Source organism: Ideonella sp., assembly GCF_036277275.1.
In the GTDB taxonomy this organism is placed as follows: Bacteria; Pseudomonadota; Gammaproteobacteria; order Burkholderiales; family Burkholderiaceae_C; genus Ideonella.
The window spans coordinates 15802-33104 of the sequence record NZ_DASUNH010000059.1 but is presented as its reverse complement, the minus strand read 5'-3'; the positions used below and the strand labels follow the sequence as shown (position 1 = coordinate 33104).

The following is a 17303-nucleotide window of genomic DNA, read 5'->3' as shown; positions in this document are numbered from 1 at the left end:
ATGAGTGAAGTCACGACACCCGCCGCGCCGGCCGAGGCCCCCAGCGCGGCCAGCTACACGCTGTGGCAATTGGTCGGTTACATGCTGGGCCTGGGCACCTGGGGCTTCGGCGGCCCGGTGGCACTGGTGGGCTACATGTACCGCGACCTGGTCGAGAAGCGCCGCTGGATCAGCGAGAGCGACTACAAGGAGGGCATGGCCATCGCGCAGCTGATGCCGGGGCCCCTGGCCGCGCAGCTGGCGATCTACCTCGGCTTCGTGCACTACCACGTGCTGGGTGCCACGCTGGTCGGCCTGGCCTTCGTGCTGCCGTCGTTCTTCATGGTGATCGCGATCGGCATGGCCTATGTCAGCTACGGCGGCATCGGCTGGATGCAGTCGGTGTTCTATGGCGTCGGTGCGGCAGTGATCGGCATCATCGCGATGAGCGCCTACAAGCTGACGAGCAAGAACATCGGCAAGGACAAGCTGCTGTGGGCGATCTTCGCAGTCAGCGCGGCGATCACGATCGTCACCCAGTCCGAGGAGATCTGGCTGTTCATCGGCGCGGGCGTGCTGGTGTGGCTGTGGCGGGTGCCGCCGGCCTGGCTCCAGCGCAACACCGTCAATGCCGCGGCCTCGCCGCTGGCGGCGATGTTCGCGCTCGACGCAATCGACCCGGCCAAGCTGGCCAAGATCGCCACTTACTTCACCTACGCCGGCAGCTTCGTCTTCGGCAGCGGCCTGGCGATCGTGCCGTTCCTGTACAGCGGTGTCGTCAAGGAATACGGCTGGCTGACCGACAGGCAGTTCGTCGACGCGGTCGCGGTGGCGATGATCACGCCCGGGCCGGTGGTCATCACGACCGGCTTCATCGGCTTCCTGGTCCAGGGCTTCTGGGGTGCGGTGGTGGCCGCGGTGGCCACCTTCCTGCCGTGCTACCTGTTGACCGTGATCCCGGCACCGTACTTCAAGAAGCACGGCAAGCGCCCGGCGATCGTTGCCTTTGTCGACGGTGTCACGGCGGCGGCCATCGGTGCCATCGCTGGCGCCGTGGTCGTGATCGGCCAACGCTCGATCTCCGACTGGATCACCGCTGTACTGGCCATCGTCACCGCCGTCGTGCTGTGGCGCTTCAAGAAAGTGCAGGAGCCCGTCATCGTGGTGGTGGCCGCGGTGATCGGGCTGGTGGTGCACCCCTTGATCATTCAAACCTAGTGGGAGAAGACATGGACTTTCAAATCCAACCCTTGACGCTGGTGCTCGACCAACTCCACGGCCTGTCGCCCAAGCTGGTGGCCAGCCACCACGAGAACAACTACAGCGGCGCGGTGAAGCGACTGAACGCGATCCGCAGGCAGCTGGCGGGATTGGACTGGGCGAGCGTGCCGGTGTTCACCGTCAACGGGCTCAAGCGCGAGGAGCTGATCGCCGCCAACTCGGCCTGGTTGCACGAGCTGTACTTCGACGGCCTGGGCGGCGACGGCGCGATCGGGCCGCAGGGGCTGGTCACCGCGCTGGAACGCGATTTCGGCTCGTTCGACAGATGGCGCGCGGAGTTCACCGCGCTGGCCAAGGCGATGGGCGGTGGCTCCGGCTGGGCGCTGCTGTCGTGGTCGTCACGCGAAGGCCGGCTGATCAACCACTGGGCGGCCGATCACACGCACCTGCTGGCCGGCGCGACGCCGATCCTGGCGCTGGACATGTACGAACACGCCTACCACATGGACTTCGGCGCCAAGGCCGCGGCCTATGTCGACGCGTTCATGGGCAATGTGCACTGGGGCCGGGTGGCGCAGCGCTTTGCGGCCACCGTCGCCTGCGACGCGTTGCCACTGGCCCTCGGCCACGCTTGCCTGCCCGAGGGCACGCAACTGGTGGACGTGCGCAAGGCCCAGGCCTATGCCGATGCCCACGATCTGCTGGCCGGCGCGAGCTGGCGTGACCCGGTACGGCTGCCCTCGTGGGCCACCGAGCTCGATCGCGACAAGCCGGTGGTGGTGTATTGCCGCCACGGCATGGAGGTCAGCCAGGCGGCGGCACTGTCGCTGCGCGCCATGGGCTACCAGGCCTCTTACCTGCTGGGCGGCATCGAAGGTTGCCGCGATGCCGGCGTGCCGATGGCGATCAAGCCCTGACCGTCCTCGCCGCTACATCTGCTTGAACAGGTGCAGGAAGGTGCGGCTGACCGGCAGCACCTCGGGCCGGCCCTTGAGGTAGATGTCGGCCGTTTCGTTCAGGCCGCGCGTCACGTGGCTGATCGCGCGAAGGTTGACGACGACCGAGCGGTGGACTTGCGCAAACTGGGCGCCGTCCAGCTGCGCCAGCAGCTCTTTCAGCGGTGTGCGGATCAGGGCTTCGGCAGGCTTGCCTCCGTCGCCGCGCCAGGCGATCAGCGTGTACTTCTCGTCGGACTTCAGGAAGTCGACCTCGTCGACCGCGATCATCCGCACCGTCTGCCCGACCATCGCGCGGATCCAGCGCAGGTGCGCCGGCGCGGCGCCACGCTGCAGTTGAGCCGCCAGCTGCTGCAGCAAGGCTTCGGTGGCCTGCGCTGGTTGGGCCGTGTCCAGCCGCGCCTGCAGCCGGGCCACGGTATCGACCAAGCGTGCCGGCTCGACCGGCTTGACCAGATAATCGAGCACGCCGTGTTCGAACGCCTTCAGCGCGTACTGGTCGAACGCCGTCACGAAGACGAGGTGAGCGCGGCGCCCGATCTCACGCGCAGCCTCCACGCCCGACAGGCCAGGCATGTGCACATCGAGAAAGCAGATGTCGGGCGCTTGAGCTTCGTACATCTCGACCGCCTCGCGACCGTTGCGCGCCTGCGCCACGATCTGCAGCTCGGGCCAGGCATGGGCCAGCATGCGGATCAACTCCTCGCGCAGCAAGGGCTCGTCGTCGGCGATCAGCGCCGTCGGGCGCAGTCGGATCATGGCGGGACTCATGCGCCCCCCCGCTGCGCCGGAAAGTCCAGCTCGGCGCACACTCCGTGCGGCACGACGCCGGTCATGCTCAGCCGCGCGTCGCCGCCGAAGGCCAGCTGCATGCGCTCGCGCAGCGTCGACAAGCCGGTGCCCAGGCCGGTGTCGGCCTGCTGCAGGCCCACGCCGGTGTCGATGACGCGGGCGCTGCAGCGTCCATCGCGCAGCGCGATGTTCACCTCGATGCGGCCGCCCTCCTCGCTCGGGTCGATGCCATGGCGCACGGCGTTTTCGACCAAGGTCAACACGGCCATCGGTGGGCAGCGCAGGCCGAGCGCGGCTTCGTCGACATGCAGGCTGAAATGCAGGCGGTCGGGAATGCGCATGTGCATCAGCTCCAGGTAGGCGCGCACCAGCTGCACCTCTTGACCCAAGGTGGTGGCGGGCTCGTCGAGCCGCGGCACGGCGGCGCGCAGGTAGGCGATCAGGCTGTCGAGCACGGCGCTGGCACGTGGCGAGCCGGTGTTGACGAGCGCCCGCACGTTGGCCAAGGTGTTGAACAGGAAGTGGGGCTGCACCTGAGCTTGCAGCAAGCGCATGCGGGCGTCCAGGGCCTGGCGCTCCAACTCGCTGCGTTCGAGCTGGAAGGCCAACGCCTGATGGCGAGCCAGATCGTCACGCTGTCGCACCATCGCCCCCAAGGCCACCCATGGGCCGAACAGAATGCCGGTAAAGCACATGCCGGCGAAGCCGGTCAAGCGCAAGCGGTCTTCGACCAAGTTCGGGTGGCCGCCTGTCGTCCAGTAGTAGGCCAGGAACGCACCGAACGGTATCGACACCACCACACCGATCAGTTGCCACACCCACCGGGCCAGCCAGTTCGGCAGCCGCGCGGGCCATTGCTCGCACAGGCCGAAGACGAGCATCGCCAACAGGCCGATCGTGATCGAGCGGGCCACCCAGGTGCTGGCCGGCGTGACGCTGGAGCTGAGGCTGTGCATCAACCCGAGCGGCACCGCGAAGATCAGCGTGGTGCGCACGCGGGGCCAGCTCAGGATGCGGCCCAGGCCACGCGGCGAAGAGGTGTCGGCAGCAATCATGCAAGGCAGTCAGGGGTGAAGGCGCCACACGCGCGCCAACAAGTAGATCATGGTCGACCGGCCACGGCGACGTCGCACCGCGCGGTGGCCGCCCAGGGCGGTGCGCGGGCCAAAAGGCGATTCAGCGAAACCGCACCGGCTGTCACGCGAGCCGACGCGGCCGGGCTGAAGGAGGAAGGCATCGGTCGTCTCCTGCGGTGCTGGTTGCTGCGCAGTGTGTCCAGCGCCCGGCCGAGCCCAAAGCCGTTTCAGACCGGCGACGGGCCGCAGGGGCCCAGCCACGATCGGCGACGACGGGCGACGGCGCACTTCGTGGTGTCTTGTCACCCTGGCCGGTAGGACCCTGCCTACGCCAGCGTCCGTCCTTCGCCGATCGGCCGTGGCGCCGTGCTTGCCTAGAGTCGGCGGGAAGCCCGGGCCCCGGCTCGAGCCACCGAAAGGAGCTTCATCATGTCATTCGCGCTGTACCTGATCGGCCTGCTGCTACTTGTTGCGGGCATCGCCTGGGGCCTGAGCACAGCCGGCCTCGCGCCCGTCTACATCGGGATCGCCAGCATCATCGTGCTGGGTATCGGGGTCATGACGGCCGTGTCGCGCACACGCGCGAAAGACCCGCCGGCCTGATTTTCGGCGCGCGGATCGCCCTGTAGCTGTCTCGCATGAGGCGCGACGTGTGCAGGGCGCGCCTCGGCTTCACTGCGCCCATGGCGGCGTGAACGGCGGGCCGCCGTCCAGCACGGCTTGGCCGCCCACCGGCAGCACGGCCACCGTACGGAACGGCACGTCGTAAGGATTGGCGAGACAGACCTCGACGTGCGGCGGCACCACCAGCGCACAACCCGGCCGCAGCTCGTGGGTCTGGCCGTCGACCCGGGCGCGGGCAGCGCCCTCGATCGCGACGAAAACCTCTTCCCGCGTCAGCCGGTGCGGCACCCCCTCGGAGCCGGGCGGCAGCGTCACGAGCCAGACCGCCGTCTCGCTGGCGCCGCGACTGGGCGAGGCCAGGCCGGTGAACGACACACCGTGCAACTCGAAACGAGGTGCCAAGGCATGATCGATGAAAGGCATCAGGATCTCCTGGGATAATTGATTCACTGCAGTTTATTAACCTTGGTGAATCAATGTCAAGCACATCCACCCGTCACGAGACAGCGGACGAACCGCTCGACTTCGGCGTGCTGCTGAACGTGTCTTTCGGCGCCTTCAAACTGCAGCTGCATCGGCACCTCGCCGAAGCCGGCTTCGGCGACCTCGGGCCATCGTTCGGCTACGTTTTTCGCCTGCTGCTGGCCCGCCCGGCCAGCCTGCGCGATGTGGCCGATCGCCTGGGGATCTCGTCGCCTGGCGCCTTGAAGGTGGTGGATGACATGGTCGCCAAGGGCTATGTCGAACGCCGTGACGACCCCAGCGACCGCCGCGTCAAGCTGTTGCTGCTGACCAGCCGCGGCCAACGCGCCGTCGAGGAGGCCCGGCGCTTCCACGCGATGTTCGAGCGGGGCCTGGCCGAACGGCTGGGCGCGCGCCAGGTGGCCGCCGCCCGCGCCGTGCTCGAACAGGTGGTGGCGCACCTGTCGGATGCCGAACTGGAAGCGGGCCTGCGGCCCTCGTAGGAGCGCCGTTTGCCGCCTGGCGGCGAACAACAACAACTCGTTGCCTCACCCTTGAACGGACCGGTCACCACCTTCGCCCATCCGACGGACAGCCGCTTTGCCTTCGCCCTGTTCGTACCCGAACACCCACCGGCCAGCCCGGCGCCCGGTCTGCTGGTGACCGTGCACGACAGCACGCGCAACCACCTGGCCTGCATCGAACGGTTCGCGCCCTTCGCGCAGGCCCATGGGCTGGTGGTGCTGGCGCCGCTGTTTCCTCGCAACGTGCTGGGCGACGGCCAGGTCGACGGCTACAAGTTCCTGTGCGAGCAGGGCCTGCGCTACGACCAGTTGTTGCACGAGATGATCGACGAGGCCACGCGTCGCACCGGCTGTGACGGCACGCGATTCTTTCTGCAGGGTTACTCGGGCGGCGCCCAGTTCGTGCACCGCTACCTGCTCTTGCACCCTGAACGGCTGCGCGCGGCGTCGGTCGGCGCGCCGGGCGTCGTCACCTTGCCTGACGAGCGGGTCGATTGGTGGGCCGGCGTGCGAGACCTCGACAGTGCGTTCGGCAGGCCATTCAACCCGGCGCTGCTGCGCAACGTGCCGATCCAGTTGGTCGTCAGCGACGGCGATACGGAAACCTGGGAGATCCGCGAACAACCGCCCAGCGGCCACTGGCCGGTCGAAGCCGACCGCCTGCGCTCGAACCGGGTCGATCGCTTGCGGGTCCTGCACCGTGCGCTGCTGGGCGTGGGCGCCAACTCGCAGCTGACGATGCTGCGGGGCCTGCCGCATGGACAAGGCCCGGGGCCCGCCGCGACGTTGGCGCAGCAGTTCTTCGCCGAGCAGTTGACGGTTCAGATCTGACGCCACGCGCAGGCGTCAGAATCGACCCTGCCCTGATTCCCGCTTGACGCCGACCATGGATGCCGCTGAACTCGCCCGGATCGCCGCGCTCGAAATGCAGACCCACGGACTTGCGCCGACTTTCGGACCGGACGTGCTGCAGGACGTGCAGGCCAGCGCCGACCAACTCGCCACCCGAGGCCTGGAGCGCGACGCGGACATCCGCGACTTGCGCCAGCAGCTGTGGTTCTCGATCGATAACGACGACACCCAGGACCTGGATCAGTTGAGCTGGGCGGAAGAACGGCCCGGCGGGCAGGTGCGGTTGGCAGTCGCCGTGGCCGATGTCGACACGATGGTGCGCCAGGACAGCGTGATCGACGCGCACGCGGCGATCAACACGACCTCGGTCTACACAGCGGCCGGCGTCTTCCCGATGCTGCCGACGCGGCTGTCGAACGACCTGACGTCGCTGCACGAAGGCCTTGAGCGGCTGGCCGTAGTGGTCGAGATGACCATCGCGGACGATGGCGAGGTGGCAGGCTCTCAGCTGTACCGCGCAGTGGTCCGCAACCAGGCGAAGTTGACCTACGACGGCGTCGCGGCCTGGCTCGACGGCAACGCGCCTGCGCCCGCTGCGGTGGCCGCCAATCCGGCGCTGCAAGCCCAGTTGCATGTGCACGACCGCGTGGCCCGCTCGCTGCGGCATTGGCGTACCCGGCGCGGCGCGCTGAACGTGATGACGGCGCAGGCCCGGCCGGTGTTCGTTGACGGGCAGTTGGTCGACCTGCGGGCCGACCGCAAGAACCGCGCGAAGGACCTGATCGCCGACCTGATGATCGCGGCCAATGGCGCCACCGCACGCTACCTCGCCGAGCACGACCAGCCTTCGCTGCGCCGCGTGCTGCAAGAGCCCAGGCGCTGGGACCGCCTGGTCAAGCTGGCCGCGCAGCTCGGTGCGAGCCTGCCGCCGGTGCCGGACGCATTGGCGCTGGACCAGTTCCTCACCGCGCGCCGCATGGCCGCGCCGGCCGAGTTCGAGGAGTTGTCGCTCTCGGTGGTCAAGCTGTTGGGCTCAGGTGCCTATGCCGCGGCACCACCGGGCCTTCGCGCTTCCGGCCACTTCGGCCTGGCCGTCAACGACTACGCCCACTCCACCGCGCCGAACCGGCGCTTTGCCGACCTGGTGACCCAGCGCTTGCTGAAGGCCTCGCTCGCGCAACGGCCGACGCCCTACACCGTCGATCAGCTGGCGCTTATCGCACAGCAGTGCACCACCCAGGAAGACAGCGCCTCGACGGTCGAGCGACGGGTGCTGAAGGCGGCCGCAGCCTACCTGCTGCACGACCGCATCGGCGAGGCTTTCGAGGCCATCGTCACCGGCGCGACGCCGAAGGGCACGTTCGTGCGCATCGTCTCGCCGCTGGTCGAAGGCCGCGTGGTGCGCGGCTTCGAAGGGCTCGACGTGGGCGACACGTTGCAGGTGAGGCTCACCAGCGTCGATGTCGACCAGCGCTTCATCGACTTCGAGCGGGCCTGAACCCTCGCCGCCGTCGTTGCCGGCTCAAGACGTTGCCGCACCGCCGGGCGATCAGTCCACCGCGAAACAGTAGAACAGCCCCGCGCCGCCGGTGGCTTGCAGCGCAGCCGGGCTACAGCCACGGCTCAGGTGCGACGAGTTCCAGGATTTGGCGGGCACGCTGTCGTCCAGCCCGGTGCGGTCATGGTGGCCGACCATCGCCTGGCCGCTGTCGTCGCCAACAGTCCAGTTGCTGCAGGTGGAGTTCACATCGCCGGCGATGAAGGTGCCGTCGGGCTGGGAGCCGGTCAGGACATCATGCTGGTTAGGGGTGTCGCCACGGCCATTGATGGTCGCGCCGGTTTCGGTCAGCGCGGTCAGCTTGTTGAGCTGGTTGCCGGCGCTGTGCAGGTCGGCCACGTGGATCGCGATGAGGTCTCCCTTGGCGTTCGTCCAGGGGCCCTTGCCGATGCGGTCGCGCGCGTTGATGCCGGCTTCGCCCTTCAGCGGCTGCTTGCTCAGGTAGGCGTGCCAGGTGCGGTGGCCCGCGCCGGCCGCGGCGGCGAGCTTCTGGCAGTGCTTGTCGGCGCCGTCCAGCCCGCCCAGGTCGCCCCCTTTGCCGGGGTTCGCGCTGGTGACGAAGAAGCTCATTTTTGGCTTGCCGCCCGACGTGCCGGCGCAGCCCGCCAGCAGCGAAGCTGCCGCGGCGCCGATCAGCAAAGACCGATGGATCGTCTGACGCATGGTGTGCCTCCGGGGTGTTGCACCGCAGCAGAAGGCCCTGCGGCGGCAGCGCAGCTTAGTGCGCCGGCGGCACCAGCGCAATCACACGGCGGCCTCCGGTGGGTTGGCGTCAACGGCCGTTCGATCGGCCATACGCGTGCAGCGGCAGCGCTTCGAGCGGCACCGGCTCGGTCGGGGTCTCGTCGACCAGCGCCCAGTGCCTGACCACCGGCATGGCGCGGCGGGCCAGGAAGAGCCGACCGGTCTGTTCGTCGGCCACATGCAGGCCCAGCGCATTGGCGCGCGACACCACGGTGGCATGGATCGCCTCCAACCAGGCACCGCGGCACAGGCCGAGGCGCCACACCAGTGCTTCGCCGTCGCCGTGTGCGTGACCGTCGCGCCAGATCGCGCCATGGCCGACACTGGCGCCGGCTTGCGGATAGAGCGCCATCAATTGGTGGGCCAGCGCCCGGTACTTGGGGTTCGGCCCCGGCGAACGCACGGCGAGCCCGTCCAGCATCTGCCACACCGCGTCGGTGCCGGCGGGCAGTGCCAGGTCGGCCGGTTGTTCCCAGATTTGAATGACGTAACTCAATCCACGTTCCTTGTGCGCTTCATCAAAGCGCGCGCAAATTCTAGGTTTGCGCCGAGGGCCGTCGCGGCCGCACAGCGTGAAGGCTTGCACGGTGAACAAGCCATCGTCCGACAAGCTTCCGGCCACGATGCCGACCACCAATTCCAGGCGTTCTGCCTATGCTGAGGCCATGAAGACGACCCGCTCGTGGCGCCACTGGTTGGCGCTTGCTTCGCTTCTCGGTGCCGCGGCCGCTTGGACCACCACCAGCGCCAACCCGTTGCACGGCGCGGAGACTGCGCAGGCGTTGCTCGCGAAGCACAGCGCGATGCAGCAGGCACTGACCCAAAGCCCCTTCCAGCGACCGTTGGTGCTGCATGCCAATTCGTCATTCCAGGAACCGCAGGGCGACGTCTATGCGGTGATCGAGCATCCGTTCACGACGGTCGGCTCGACCTTGCGCCAACCCGAGCATTGGTGCGACGTGCTGATGCTGCAGCTGAACGTCAAGCGCTGCGCGGTCGAACGCGAAGCCAACGCGCAGGGCCTGAAAGTGGCGATCGGCAAGAAGGTCGAGCAGCCGCTGGAGGACGCGATCCGGATCCGCTTCAACTACGCGCTGCGCGCTGCCCAGCCGGACTACCTGTCGCTGGAGATCAATGCCCCTGAGGGCCCTCTGGGCACCCGCGATTACCGGCTGACGCTGGAAGCGATACCGCTGGACGCCCGGCGCAGCTTCATGCACATGTCGTACTCGTACACCAACGGGCTGACGGCCCGCCTGGCGACCCGTGCCTACCTGGCCACCTCGGGCCGCGACAAGATCGGCTTCAGCGTCGCCGGGCAGGACGCCCACGGCCACCCCGTCTATGTGGGCGGCATCCAGGGCGTGGCCGAGCGCAACGCCATGCGCTACTTCCTCGCGATCGAGGCGTTTCTAGCAGCCGAAGCAATGCCGCCCGAGCAGCGGGCCGACAAGCGCCTGCGGACCTGGTTTGCGGCCACCGAGCGCTATCCGCGCCAGCTGCACGAGATGGACGCGGCGGACTACTTGAAGATGAAGCGCCGCCAGCTGCAGCAGGTTTCTTCGGCGAGCCCGGTTTTGTCCGCGGTGCGGTAACGCCCGGCCCGATCAGCGGATGGGCTGCGTCAGCAACAGCGGCAAGCGCGCGGCAATTTCACGGCTCCAGCCGTCGATCATCGTGGCGAATCTGTCGCCCTCGAACGCCTGCAGCGCTTCGGCGCCCGTCGGGCTGAGTGCCGTCAGCGCGTAGCTGACCCGCACTTCGGTACGCGCCGCGTCGAGCGCACGGCAACGAATCTCGACCGTGCCCGTGCGTGACCCGGGCGTGCAGCGCAAGTAACGTGAGTGGTGTTGCTCGCGGTCGAAATCGGCCATCAACCAGATCGTGTGCTCGGCACCCTCGCCCGTCGTGAACACCATGCCGGCCTCTGTGCGGCCATTGGCGGGGTTCAGGTAGGTCGGCCGCCAGCCGTCGACCCACAGCTCCTCCCCGGCCGGCGTGAAAAACATGAAGGCCAGCGCCACCGGCGCATCGACCAAGATGACATGACTGGCCTGGACATGGGTAGGCATGAGAAATATCCCTCTGAAGTTCAAGAAAGAATCTGCGCCAGCTGCCACACCGCCAAGCCGGCCAGCAGGCTGGCCGAGCACCAGTTGACGGCGCGTTGCCAGCGCTCGTCGAAACGGTCACGCAGCAGGCCGACGACACCGGCCAGCACCAACCACCACAAGGCCGACCCCACCAGCACACCGCTCACCATGGCCCAGGGTGACGCCGCCGGCGCACGGCCGGCCAGCGCGCCAAACACCGCCATGAACGACAGGATGGTGGTGGGGTTGGACAAGGTCAGCACGAAGGTGCCCGAAACGAAGCGCAGCAAGGTCCCTGGAGGAGCGTGGCTGGTGCTGCGACGCACTGTCGGCTTGGTGGCGATGCGCCAGGCCAGCCACAACAAGAAGGCAGCGCCGAACAGGCCCAGCCACAGCCTCAGGCCGAGCAGCCAGGCGATCAGCCCCGTCACACCGAAAGCGCCGATGGCGCCATACACCGCGTCAGCGAACGCAGCACCGAGGCCGGTGGCCAGGCCGGCGGCGCGGCCGTGGTCCAAGGTGCGTTGGATGGCGAGCACGCCGATCTGGCCCACCGGGGCAGCGATCGACAGGCCGATCAGCAACGACTGGGCAAACAACACGAGCACGGGCGACGACGAATCCATCGCCGGAATTTTCCTCAGGCCACCCCGCCCGCAGCCAGACGCCTTGTCAGGTGAAACGCCGGTACGTTTTCGATTTTTCAGGTCAGCACCGCATTTCACCTGATGAGTCAGCGCGACAATCGGCTCCCGCGCCGCTGCGCGCCGTGTTGGATGCCCGCGATGCCCGACGCCCTGACGCTCGATGCGAAAGCCTGGCAACTGCTGCTCGCGCTGCAGCAAGACGGGCGCGCGCCATTGAAGACGCTGGCGGCCGCCGCGGGTCTGTCGGTGCCGGCCACCGTGGAGCGTCTGAAGCGGATGACGGACGCGGGCATCGTTCGTTCGGTCACTGCCGAACTGGACGCCGCACTGGCCGGCTACAGCGTGCGCGCCATTGTCGGCATCACGGTGCTGCAACCGGGCAAGAAGGCCTTCATCGACAAGTTGCGCCGTGCAGCCGAAGTGCTGGAGTGCCACCACGTCGCCGGGGCCGATTCATACCTGTTGACGGTGGTCACGCGTGACCTGGAAGACCTCGAGCGTTTTCTCGCCTCGATCAACAGCTACGGCGAGACCCGCACTTCGATCGTCTTCTCGACCCCGATCCCACGCCGCGGGCTGGTGCCGCCAGGCAGCGCACGCAACTGAGCCGGGTGCGCTCCACGACGGCGTCAGTAGCGGTGACCGTGGTGAGCGTCAGGCACGTGCGGATGGGCGTGGCACAGCGCGGCATGCGAGTGCCGATGGGGCTGTGCTCTCCCGCCGGTGGTCGTGGTGGCCGTCGTCGCGGCGGTGAGCGCGCTCCTGTTCCAGCGCCTCGTGCTCATGCTCATGGGTGTGCGACTCGGCCAGGTGCAGCACGACACCCGCCAGCATCAGGACACCACTGCCCGCCATCAACCATCCGGCGGATCGGTCCCCCAGCAAGACGGCCAAGGCCGCCTCGACAACGCCCCGACGATCGCTGCACCGGCGTAGAGCAGTGCGGCCGTTTCGAATGGACCGATGCCGGCACCGAAGCGCTGCAGCAGCGGCGTGCTCACGCCGAACAATGCCGCCGCCAACAAGGCCAGCAGCCCCCCGCGAAGCGCGGGCCAACGAACGCCGTCAGCCACATCACACCGCCCTCCTGCCAGCGGTGTCGGCAGGCTGCGCGACTCGATCCATCGGCCCGGCCGCCGCTGGCCGCTCTACCGCGCTGCGGGCCGGCAACAAAGGCTCTCGAAGCGAGGCGCTGCCCCGCTTCGAGGGCTTCGGGTGGCGTTCAGGCAAGCCAAAACTTCAATCGGCGTGCGTCAGACGACGATCATTGAACAGCCGCCGCAGGCAGCGAGACTGCGCTGCTGTAGCCGTTCGGGAAGAGCGACGACGCGGGCAACTTGACCCGCAGTTGCCCGCCCCTCAGGTCCAGCGCCAGCTCATAGGCCTGCACCGGCAGGGTGGTGCAGCCCTCCTTTTCCATGCCTCGGATGCACACATCGGCCAGCTTGTCGAGCGGCCAGCTCCAGGCCTTGACCTCGTCCGTGGCTGCGTTGGCCCGGACAACCACAGCATCGACTCTCGGCCCCTCGGCGTCAATGAATGCAAAGGCCTTCGAATCGTCCGACCATGCCACACGAGACATGTGCTGGTGCGCGTCGGGCTCCGGCACCTCGACGTTCTGCCTCAACGCACGACGCCCCAACGGATAGACCGGCTGCCCCAGATCCGACGCGGGGTGACCAAGCCCGGCAGTCTGATGCTTCGAATAGACCCGATTCGCCTCGGGCGTCCGGTCAAGGCGATACACCCTGTACTGACTCTCCGGACCGCTCACAAAGTGAGTCGGATAGAACCTGACGAATGCGATCGATGAATTGTCGGGAGACAGCGAAGGGGCATAACACCAGAATCGGTCGATCGATCGACCTTCCTTCCAGTCGACGACCAGAACCTCCGAGGCGCCCCCGAACAGTGTGTTGATGACAACGAGTCGATCACCGTGGCGGGCCACCACCTCTGTGCGCTCGACATCGCGGCTGAGTTGAATCTCCCTGCTGGCCCCGTCTCGCGTACGCAGATCAATGAGGCTGCGGCTGCTGGATGCCACCGCGCGCACGCTCAGCAAGTCGTCTTCATATTCCTTGACCACCGCCTCCGTGCTGGGCCCGGAAACCTTGACTCGGACGGGATTTGCAGCGTACGGGAGGCCTGACGTACACAGCAAGAGCGTCAGGCAGAAGGTCTTTGCCAGTTTCGACCGAACGGCAAGGCTCGGCACGTTGAATTCAATGTTCTTCACAGTGATCCTCCCTTAAGGTTGCTGAAGCGTCCAGTAGTTGCCGAGGTCGACCATTTGGTGAGGATCGCAAGCATTGATGTTGGTGAATGCATCGATGTGCCCCTCGGTGCCACGAAAGTCTCCATCACAGGCGGGGCACTTGTCGTCCACGTCGCGCTTCTGGAACAGCTTGTTGGTGCTCTTGACGAGCGTCTCCGTGGCCTTGCAATTCTTCTCGAACGTGGCCACCGAGACCCCGCCCTTCAATTCGGTCTTGCAGGCGCCCGTCACCGAAGACACCTGAACGTAGATATCTTGGAGGGGGACGTCCGGCGGCATCTGGGCTGCACACGCTGTCGCAACGTTGGTCGCCGTGCCGGGCTTGATGTAGCCTAACGCCGAGGACCTGCCGGTTCCATTTCGGGATGTGAACTCGAGGAAGTCGCTCTTGAAAAGGGCTTGGCTGAAATTGCACTCGGTCAACGAATCGACCACCCACTTCTGCACAAGCGGGGCCGTGCACTGGCCTTCGTCCGTCACGCCATATTGCGAGTAGCGAACCAGTCCCAACACGTTCCACGGCTTGGACGGGGTATGGGTGGTCTTGACGGCATGCATGACCGGATCGGCACCAATGCGATAGGAGGTCGTGTTCCACGTCACGTTGGCCTTGGCATATTTGCCCCGGCCGATCTTCGGCCGATCGATCTCGACGCTGACTGCCGACCCTGGCTGGTAGTAGCTCGACGTGGTCTGCGAAGACACCGCGCCGCCCGCCGTTTCGAAGTCGAAGGTAATCGTGCCGGCGGTATCGACGCCTGCATTCAAATTCAGGACCGCCGTGCCCTTTTCCAGACTCAAGGATTTCACCGAAACGGCGGCCCTTTTGACCGTGACCGGAACCGGTTGCCACCCGCCTTCACCTGGCGGGAACTTGACGTTGAGAATAAAAGTGTCTTCGAGCGCTGCCTGGCCCCCTGTCCATTTATATTTCCCGATGGCAAATGGAAACACACCAGGACACCCGTTTCCATAAGGCAACGAGACCTTCCCGGCAGTCGCCGTGCCGTATTTTCCTTGCGTCAAGACACTCGTTTCATACTCCCAGATCAGCTTGCAGTCCTGACCAACCGAAGAAATGGCGAAGGCGATATATTCTTCGCCAGGGAAGGCCGTTGTGATACTTTGAGCCTGGGCCCAGCCACCTGCCAGCGCAAGCAGCAAGGCCGCGCATTTATTACGCTTCATAATCCTCCTGAACCAGGTTGTTTGAATGCGAGAATGATGTTATTCGATGGCGCTGGCGGTGAAAAATTGGTTCTAGGGATATCTGCATCAGTTTGATACGTCTTTCGCCAGTGATGCGAATGCGACGCCGGGTGTAGGCAGCGGACTACGCCAGCTCCCGCTGCCATCGGGCGGCGGCAGTGCAGCTCGAGCGGCATCATCGGAACGTGGCCGCCGAAGGCGGCGAACGGAGGCTGCGATGCATCGCGAAACCCGACCTGACCCGTCGACGAACATGCCCATCGATGACGCAACGACGCGCGAGCGCGACGTCGAGCACGCCGACGCAGCGGCGCCGATCGACGCCGAATGGCCCGAGCGCGAGGCGGTCGGCCTAGGCACCCCGCCTCCCGATGACGGCGACAACGATGCGTCGTCCTACGGCCAGCCGATCGATCCCGACCAGCTGCAGGACGAAGGTATCGCGGAGTCGCTGGGCAAGGCCGTTTCTGCACCGGTTCGCGATGCCGTGGAAGGTGCGATCAATCCCGACGACAAACTCTAGGCCACGCGCCGGCGCTCGCGCCAATCAATGCCGGTGCGTGTGGTGAGCATCCGGCACGTGCGGATGTGAGTGGCGCACCGCAGCGTGCGAGTGCCGATGACTGTGTCCACCCACCGGCCATTCGGTGTGCGCGTGGTCGTGGTGCCCATCGTCGTGGCGATGGGCATGTTCATGCTCCAGCGAGTCGTGCTCATGCTCATGCGCATGCGATTCAGCCAGGTGCAGCACAACGCCGGCCATCATCAGCGCGCCGCCACCCGCCATCAACCACCCGGCTGAGCGGTCGCCCAACAGCACGGCCAATCCAGCCCCGATGAACGGCGCGAAGGCGAAGACCGAGCCGGTGCGCGCCGCGCCGAAGGCCCGCTGGGCCAGCAGGTAGAAGCGCAGGCTCAAGCCATAACCGGTGGCGCCCACCAGCAGCAATGCGAGCGCGGACGTCGCGGCAGGCAGCCCCTCGCCCATGGCCCAGCCCAGGCTTGCCGACGCGGCCGCGCCGAGGCCCGCCTTGGCCATCACCACCTGGCTGGGGTCGCGCTCCGCGAGCGCGCGTGACAGCGCGTTGTCCACGCCCCAGGCCGCCGTCGCCAGCAAGACCGCCAACAAGCCCCACAGCTGCGCCTGGGCGGTGCGGGCCTGGTCGAGCACCAGCACGGCGCCACCGGCCACGAGCAGCAGCATCGCGGTCCATACCCGCCGGTCCATCGTCTCGCCGTACATCCGCCACGCCAACGAGGCCGTGAAGGCGGCCTCCAGCGTCAGCATCAGCGATGCGCTGGTCCCGCTGGTGCGCTGCAGCCCCCACGCCAGCGCCACGGGGCCAAGCACCGCGCCGAAACCCGCCATCGCCAACAGGCGGCCGGCGTCACCTTTGGCCAATCGCGCCTCCCGGTCAGCGGGCCGCCTCGACAAGGCACCGACGATGGCTGCACCGGCGTACAACAGCGCGGCTGTTTCGAACGGACCGATGCCGACACCAAAACGCTGGACCAGCGGTGTGCTGACTCCGAACAACGCCGCCGCCAACAAGGCCAGCAGGCCGCCGCGCAGCGCGGGCCATCGAATGCCCTCAGCCGCCGGCATGCTGGACCTCCGCAGGCTGTGTCAACAAGGTCAGCCAGACCGGCCGCGCCAATGCCTCGAACATGGCGGCCAGCTCGGCAGGCGGCAGCAGGCTGCGCTGCTCCACCCACCAGCCCAGCAGTTCGACGAAGGCGCCCGCGATCCAGCGCTGCGCCGCGGCTCGCGGCAAGCCTGGTGCGTCGCCGGTTGGCAGTTCTTCGCCCACCAGCTTGATCACCATCTCCTTGAAACGTTGCTGCACGACATAACCGCTGCGCCGGCCCACCAGCGCCCTGAACAGGCGACGCTGCTCGTGGGCATGTTCGATCAGGCCGAGCGCGAACCCGAAGTCACCTGACTGGCCATCCCCGCGACTGGCCTTGGCGGACTGGCGCAACATCGCGCGCAATTCATTCAGCGAGCCGACCAGCAGCGCGTCCTTGTTCGGGTAGTGCGTGTAGAAGGTCGAGCGGCCGATGTTGGCCCGCTCGCACAGGTCCTGCACCGCGATCGCGTCCCAGCCGCGCTCGAGGATCAGCATCAACAGCGCCTCGCGCAACGCATCTCGCGTGCGCACGCTGCGGCGATCGTCGGCCGGAGCGGTGGGGGGTGAAGACGGGGCACGTGGCGGCATGGCGTTCCTGGACAGCAGCGCGGTTCGTGTCCAGTAGCAGACGGCGAGGCCGCTGCTGTGCCTGGGCAG

At 67.1% G+C, this 17303-nt stretch carries 20 protein-coding genes and 1 pseudogene; 9 read left to right on the top strand and 12 right to left on the bottom strand.

Features of this window, described 5'->3' with window-relative positions; translation table 11 throughout:
- Entirely contained in the window at positions 1-1197 is a 1197-nt protein-coding gene (locus tag VFY73_RS10960; RefSeq protein ID WP_329718562.1) for a chromate transporter, read from the top strand.
- Between the two features lie 11 nt (positions 1198-1208).
- Entirely contained in the window at positions 1209-2117 is a 909-nt protein-coding gene (locus VFY73_RS10955; protein WP_329718560.1) for a Fe-Mn family superoxide dismutase, read from the top strand.
- Between the two features lie 12 nt (positions 2118-2129).
- Here the strand turns inward: VFY73_RS10955 and VFY73_RS10950 are convergent, their stop codons facing one another.
- A complete protein-coding gene (locus VFY73_RS10950; RefSeq protein WP_329718558.1) occupies positions 2130-2915 on the bottom strand; it encodes a LytTR family DNA-binding domain-containing protein in 786 nt (261 codons plus the stop codon).
- 8 nt (positions 2916-2923) lie between these two features.
- Positions 2924-4003, bottom strand: coding sequence for a sensor histidine kinase (locus VFY73_RS10945; protein WP_329718556.1), 1080 nt, complete (start codon positions 4001-4003; stop codon positions 2924-2926).
- A 450-nt stretch (positions 4004-4453) separates the two neighbouring features.
- On the opposite strand from VFY73_RS10945, the gene VFY73_RS10940 reads away from it, so the two are divergent.
- Positions 4454-4627, top strand: a complete 174-nt coding sequence (locus VFY73_RS10940) for a hypothetical protein (RefSeq protein ID WP_329718554.1) — start codon at positions 4454-4456, stop codon at positions 4625-4627.
- A 69-nt stretch (positions 4628-4696) separates the two neighbouring features.
- Here the strand turns inward: VFY73_RS10940 and VFY73_RS10935 are convergent, their stop codons facing one another.
- Positions 4697-5071, bottom strand: a complete 375-nt coding sequence (locus tag VFY73_RS10935) for a cupin domain-containing protein (RefSeq protein ID WP_329718552.1) — start codon at positions 5069-5071, stop codon at positions 4697-4699.
- A 53-nt stretch (positions 5072-5124) separates the two neighbouring features.
- Between VFY73_RS10935 and VFY73_RS10930 the strand changes: the two genes are divergently transcribed.
- From VFY73_RS10930 to VFY73_RS10920, 3 genes are read left to right on the top strand one after another with little or no spacing between them, the layout of a single operon-like run.
- Positions 5125-5613 carry a MarR family winged helix-turn-helix transcriptional regulator gene (locus tag VFY73_RS10930; RefSeq protein ID WP_329718551.1) on the top strand — a complete coding sequence of 163 codons (489 nt, stop codon included), beginning with the start codon at positions 5125-5127 and terminating at the stop codon, positions 5611-5613.
- Between the two features lie 51 nt (positions 5614-5664).
- Positions 5665-6465, top strand: a complete 801-nt coding sequence (locus VFY73_RS10925; RefSeq protein WP_329718549.1) for an alpha/beta hydrolase — start codon at positions 5665-5667, stop codon at positions 6463-6465.
- Positions 6466-6520: 55 nt separating this feature from the next.
- The gene (locus tag VFY73_RS10920) at positions 6521-7984 is read left to right on the top strand and encodes an RNB domain-containing ribonuclease (RefSeq protein ID WP_329718547.1); all 1464 of its coding nucleotides are present in this window, start codon (positions 6521-6523) and stop codon (positions 7982-7984) included.
- A gap of 51 nt (positions 7985-8035) precedes the next feature.
- On the opposite strand, the gene VFY73_RS10915 is transcribed toward VFY73_RS10920, so the two are convergent.
- Positions 8036-8707 carry a hypothetical protein gene (locus tag VFY73_RS10915; protein ID WP_329718545.1) on the bottom strand — a complete coding sequence of 224 codons (672 nt, stop codon included), beginning with the start codon at positions 8705-8707 and terminating at the stop codon, positions 8036-8038.
- Between the two features lie 109 nt (positions 8708-8816).
- Positions 8817-9284: a hypothetical protein gene (locus VFY73_RS10910; RefSeq protein WP_329718543.1), complete on the bottom strand. Its 468-nt coding sequence runs from the start codon at positions 9282-9284 to the stop codon at positions 8817-8819.
- Positions 9285-9453: 169 nt separating this feature from the next.
- On the opposite strand from VFY73_RS10910, the gene VFY73_RS10905 reads away from it, so the two are divergent.
- The gene (locus VFY73_RS10905; RefSeq protein WP_329718541.1) at positions 9454-10383 is read left to right on the top strand and encodes a hypothetical protein; all 930 of its coding nucleotides are present in this window, start codon (positions 9454-9456) and stop codon (positions 10381-10383) included.
- Between the two features lie 12 nt (positions 10384-10395).
- On the opposite strand, the gene VFY73_RS10900 is transcribed toward VFY73_RS10905, so the two are convergent.
- On the bottom strand, positions 10396-10860 hold the full coding sequence (locus tag VFY73_RS10900) for an SRPBCC family protein (RefSeq protein ID WP_329718539.1): 465 nt from the start codon (positions 10858-10860) through the stop codon (positions 10396-10398).
- A gap of 20 nt (positions 10861-10880) precedes the next feature.
- Positions 10881-11507 (bottom strand): LysE/ArgO family amino acid transporter, encoded by a 627-nt coding sequence (locus tag VFY73_RS10895; protein ID WP_329718537.1) that lies wholly within the window; start codon positions 11505-11507, stop codon positions 10881-10883.
- A gap of 159 nt (positions 11508-11666) precedes the next feature.
- Between VFY73_RS10895 and VFY73_RS10890 the strand changes: the two genes are divergently transcribed.
- Positions 11667-12134 carry an Lrp/AsnC family transcriptional regulator gene (locus VFY73_RS10890; RefSeq protein WP_329718535.1) on the top strand — a complete coding sequence of 156 codons (468 nt, stop codon included), beginning with the start codon at positions 11667-11669 and terminating at the stop codon, positions 12132-12134.
- 23 nt (positions 12135-12157) lie between these two features.
- Here VFY73_RS10890 and VFY73_RS30430 read toward each other — a convergent pair.
- The 3 genes and pseudogenes from VFY73_RS30430 to VFY73_RS10875 all read right to left on the bottom strand — a co-directional run bounded on the left by VFY73_RS30430 (position 12158) and on the right by VFY73_RS10875 (position 14994).
- Positions 12158-12601, bottom strand: a pseudogene (locus VFY73_RS30430) (hypothetical protein).
- 191 nt (positions 12602-12792) lie between these two features.
- Positions 12793-13767: a hypothetical protein gene (locus tag VFY73_RS10880; RefSeq protein ID WP_329718531.1), complete on the bottom strand. Its 975-nt coding sequence runs from the start codon at positions 13765-13767 to the stop codon at positions 12793-12795.
- Between the two features lie 12 nt (positions 13768-13779).
- Positions 13780-14994, bottom strand: a complete 1215-nt coding sequence (locus VFY73_RS10875) for a hypothetical protein (protein WP_329718529.1) — start codon at positions 14992-14994, stop codon at positions 13780-13782.
- A gap of 238 nt (positions 14995-15232) precedes the next feature.
- Between VFY73_RS10875 and VFY73_RS10870 the strand changes: the two genes are divergently transcribed.
- Positions 15233-15538: a hypothetical protein gene (locus VFY73_RS10870; RefSeq protein ID WP_329718527.1), complete on the top strand. Its 306-nt coding sequence runs from the start codon at positions 15233-15235 to the stop codon at positions 15536-15538.
- A gap of 24 nt (positions 15539-15562) precedes the next feature.
- On the opposite strand, the gene VFY73_RS10865 is transcribed toward VFY73_RS10870, so the two are convergent.
- Both VFY73_RS10865 and VFY73_RS10860 read right to left on the bottom strand, forming a co-directional pair.
- Positions 15563-16621: a DMT family transporter gene (locus tag VFY73_RS10865; RefSeq protein WP_329718526.1), complete on the bottom strand. Its 1059-nt coding sequence runs from the start codon at positions 16619-16621 to the stop codon at positions 15563-15565.
- Positions 16608-17234 carry a TetR/AcrR family transcriptional regulator gene (locus VFY73_RS10860; protein WP_329718524.1) on the bottom strand — a complete coding sequence of 209 codons (627 nt, stop codon included), beginning with the start codon at positions 17232-17234 and terminating at the stop codon, positions 16608-16610. Before VFY73_RS10860 ends, VFY73_RS10865 begins: the two co-directional genes overlap by 14 nt.
- Between the last annotated feature and the right edge of the window lie 69 nt (positions 17235-17303).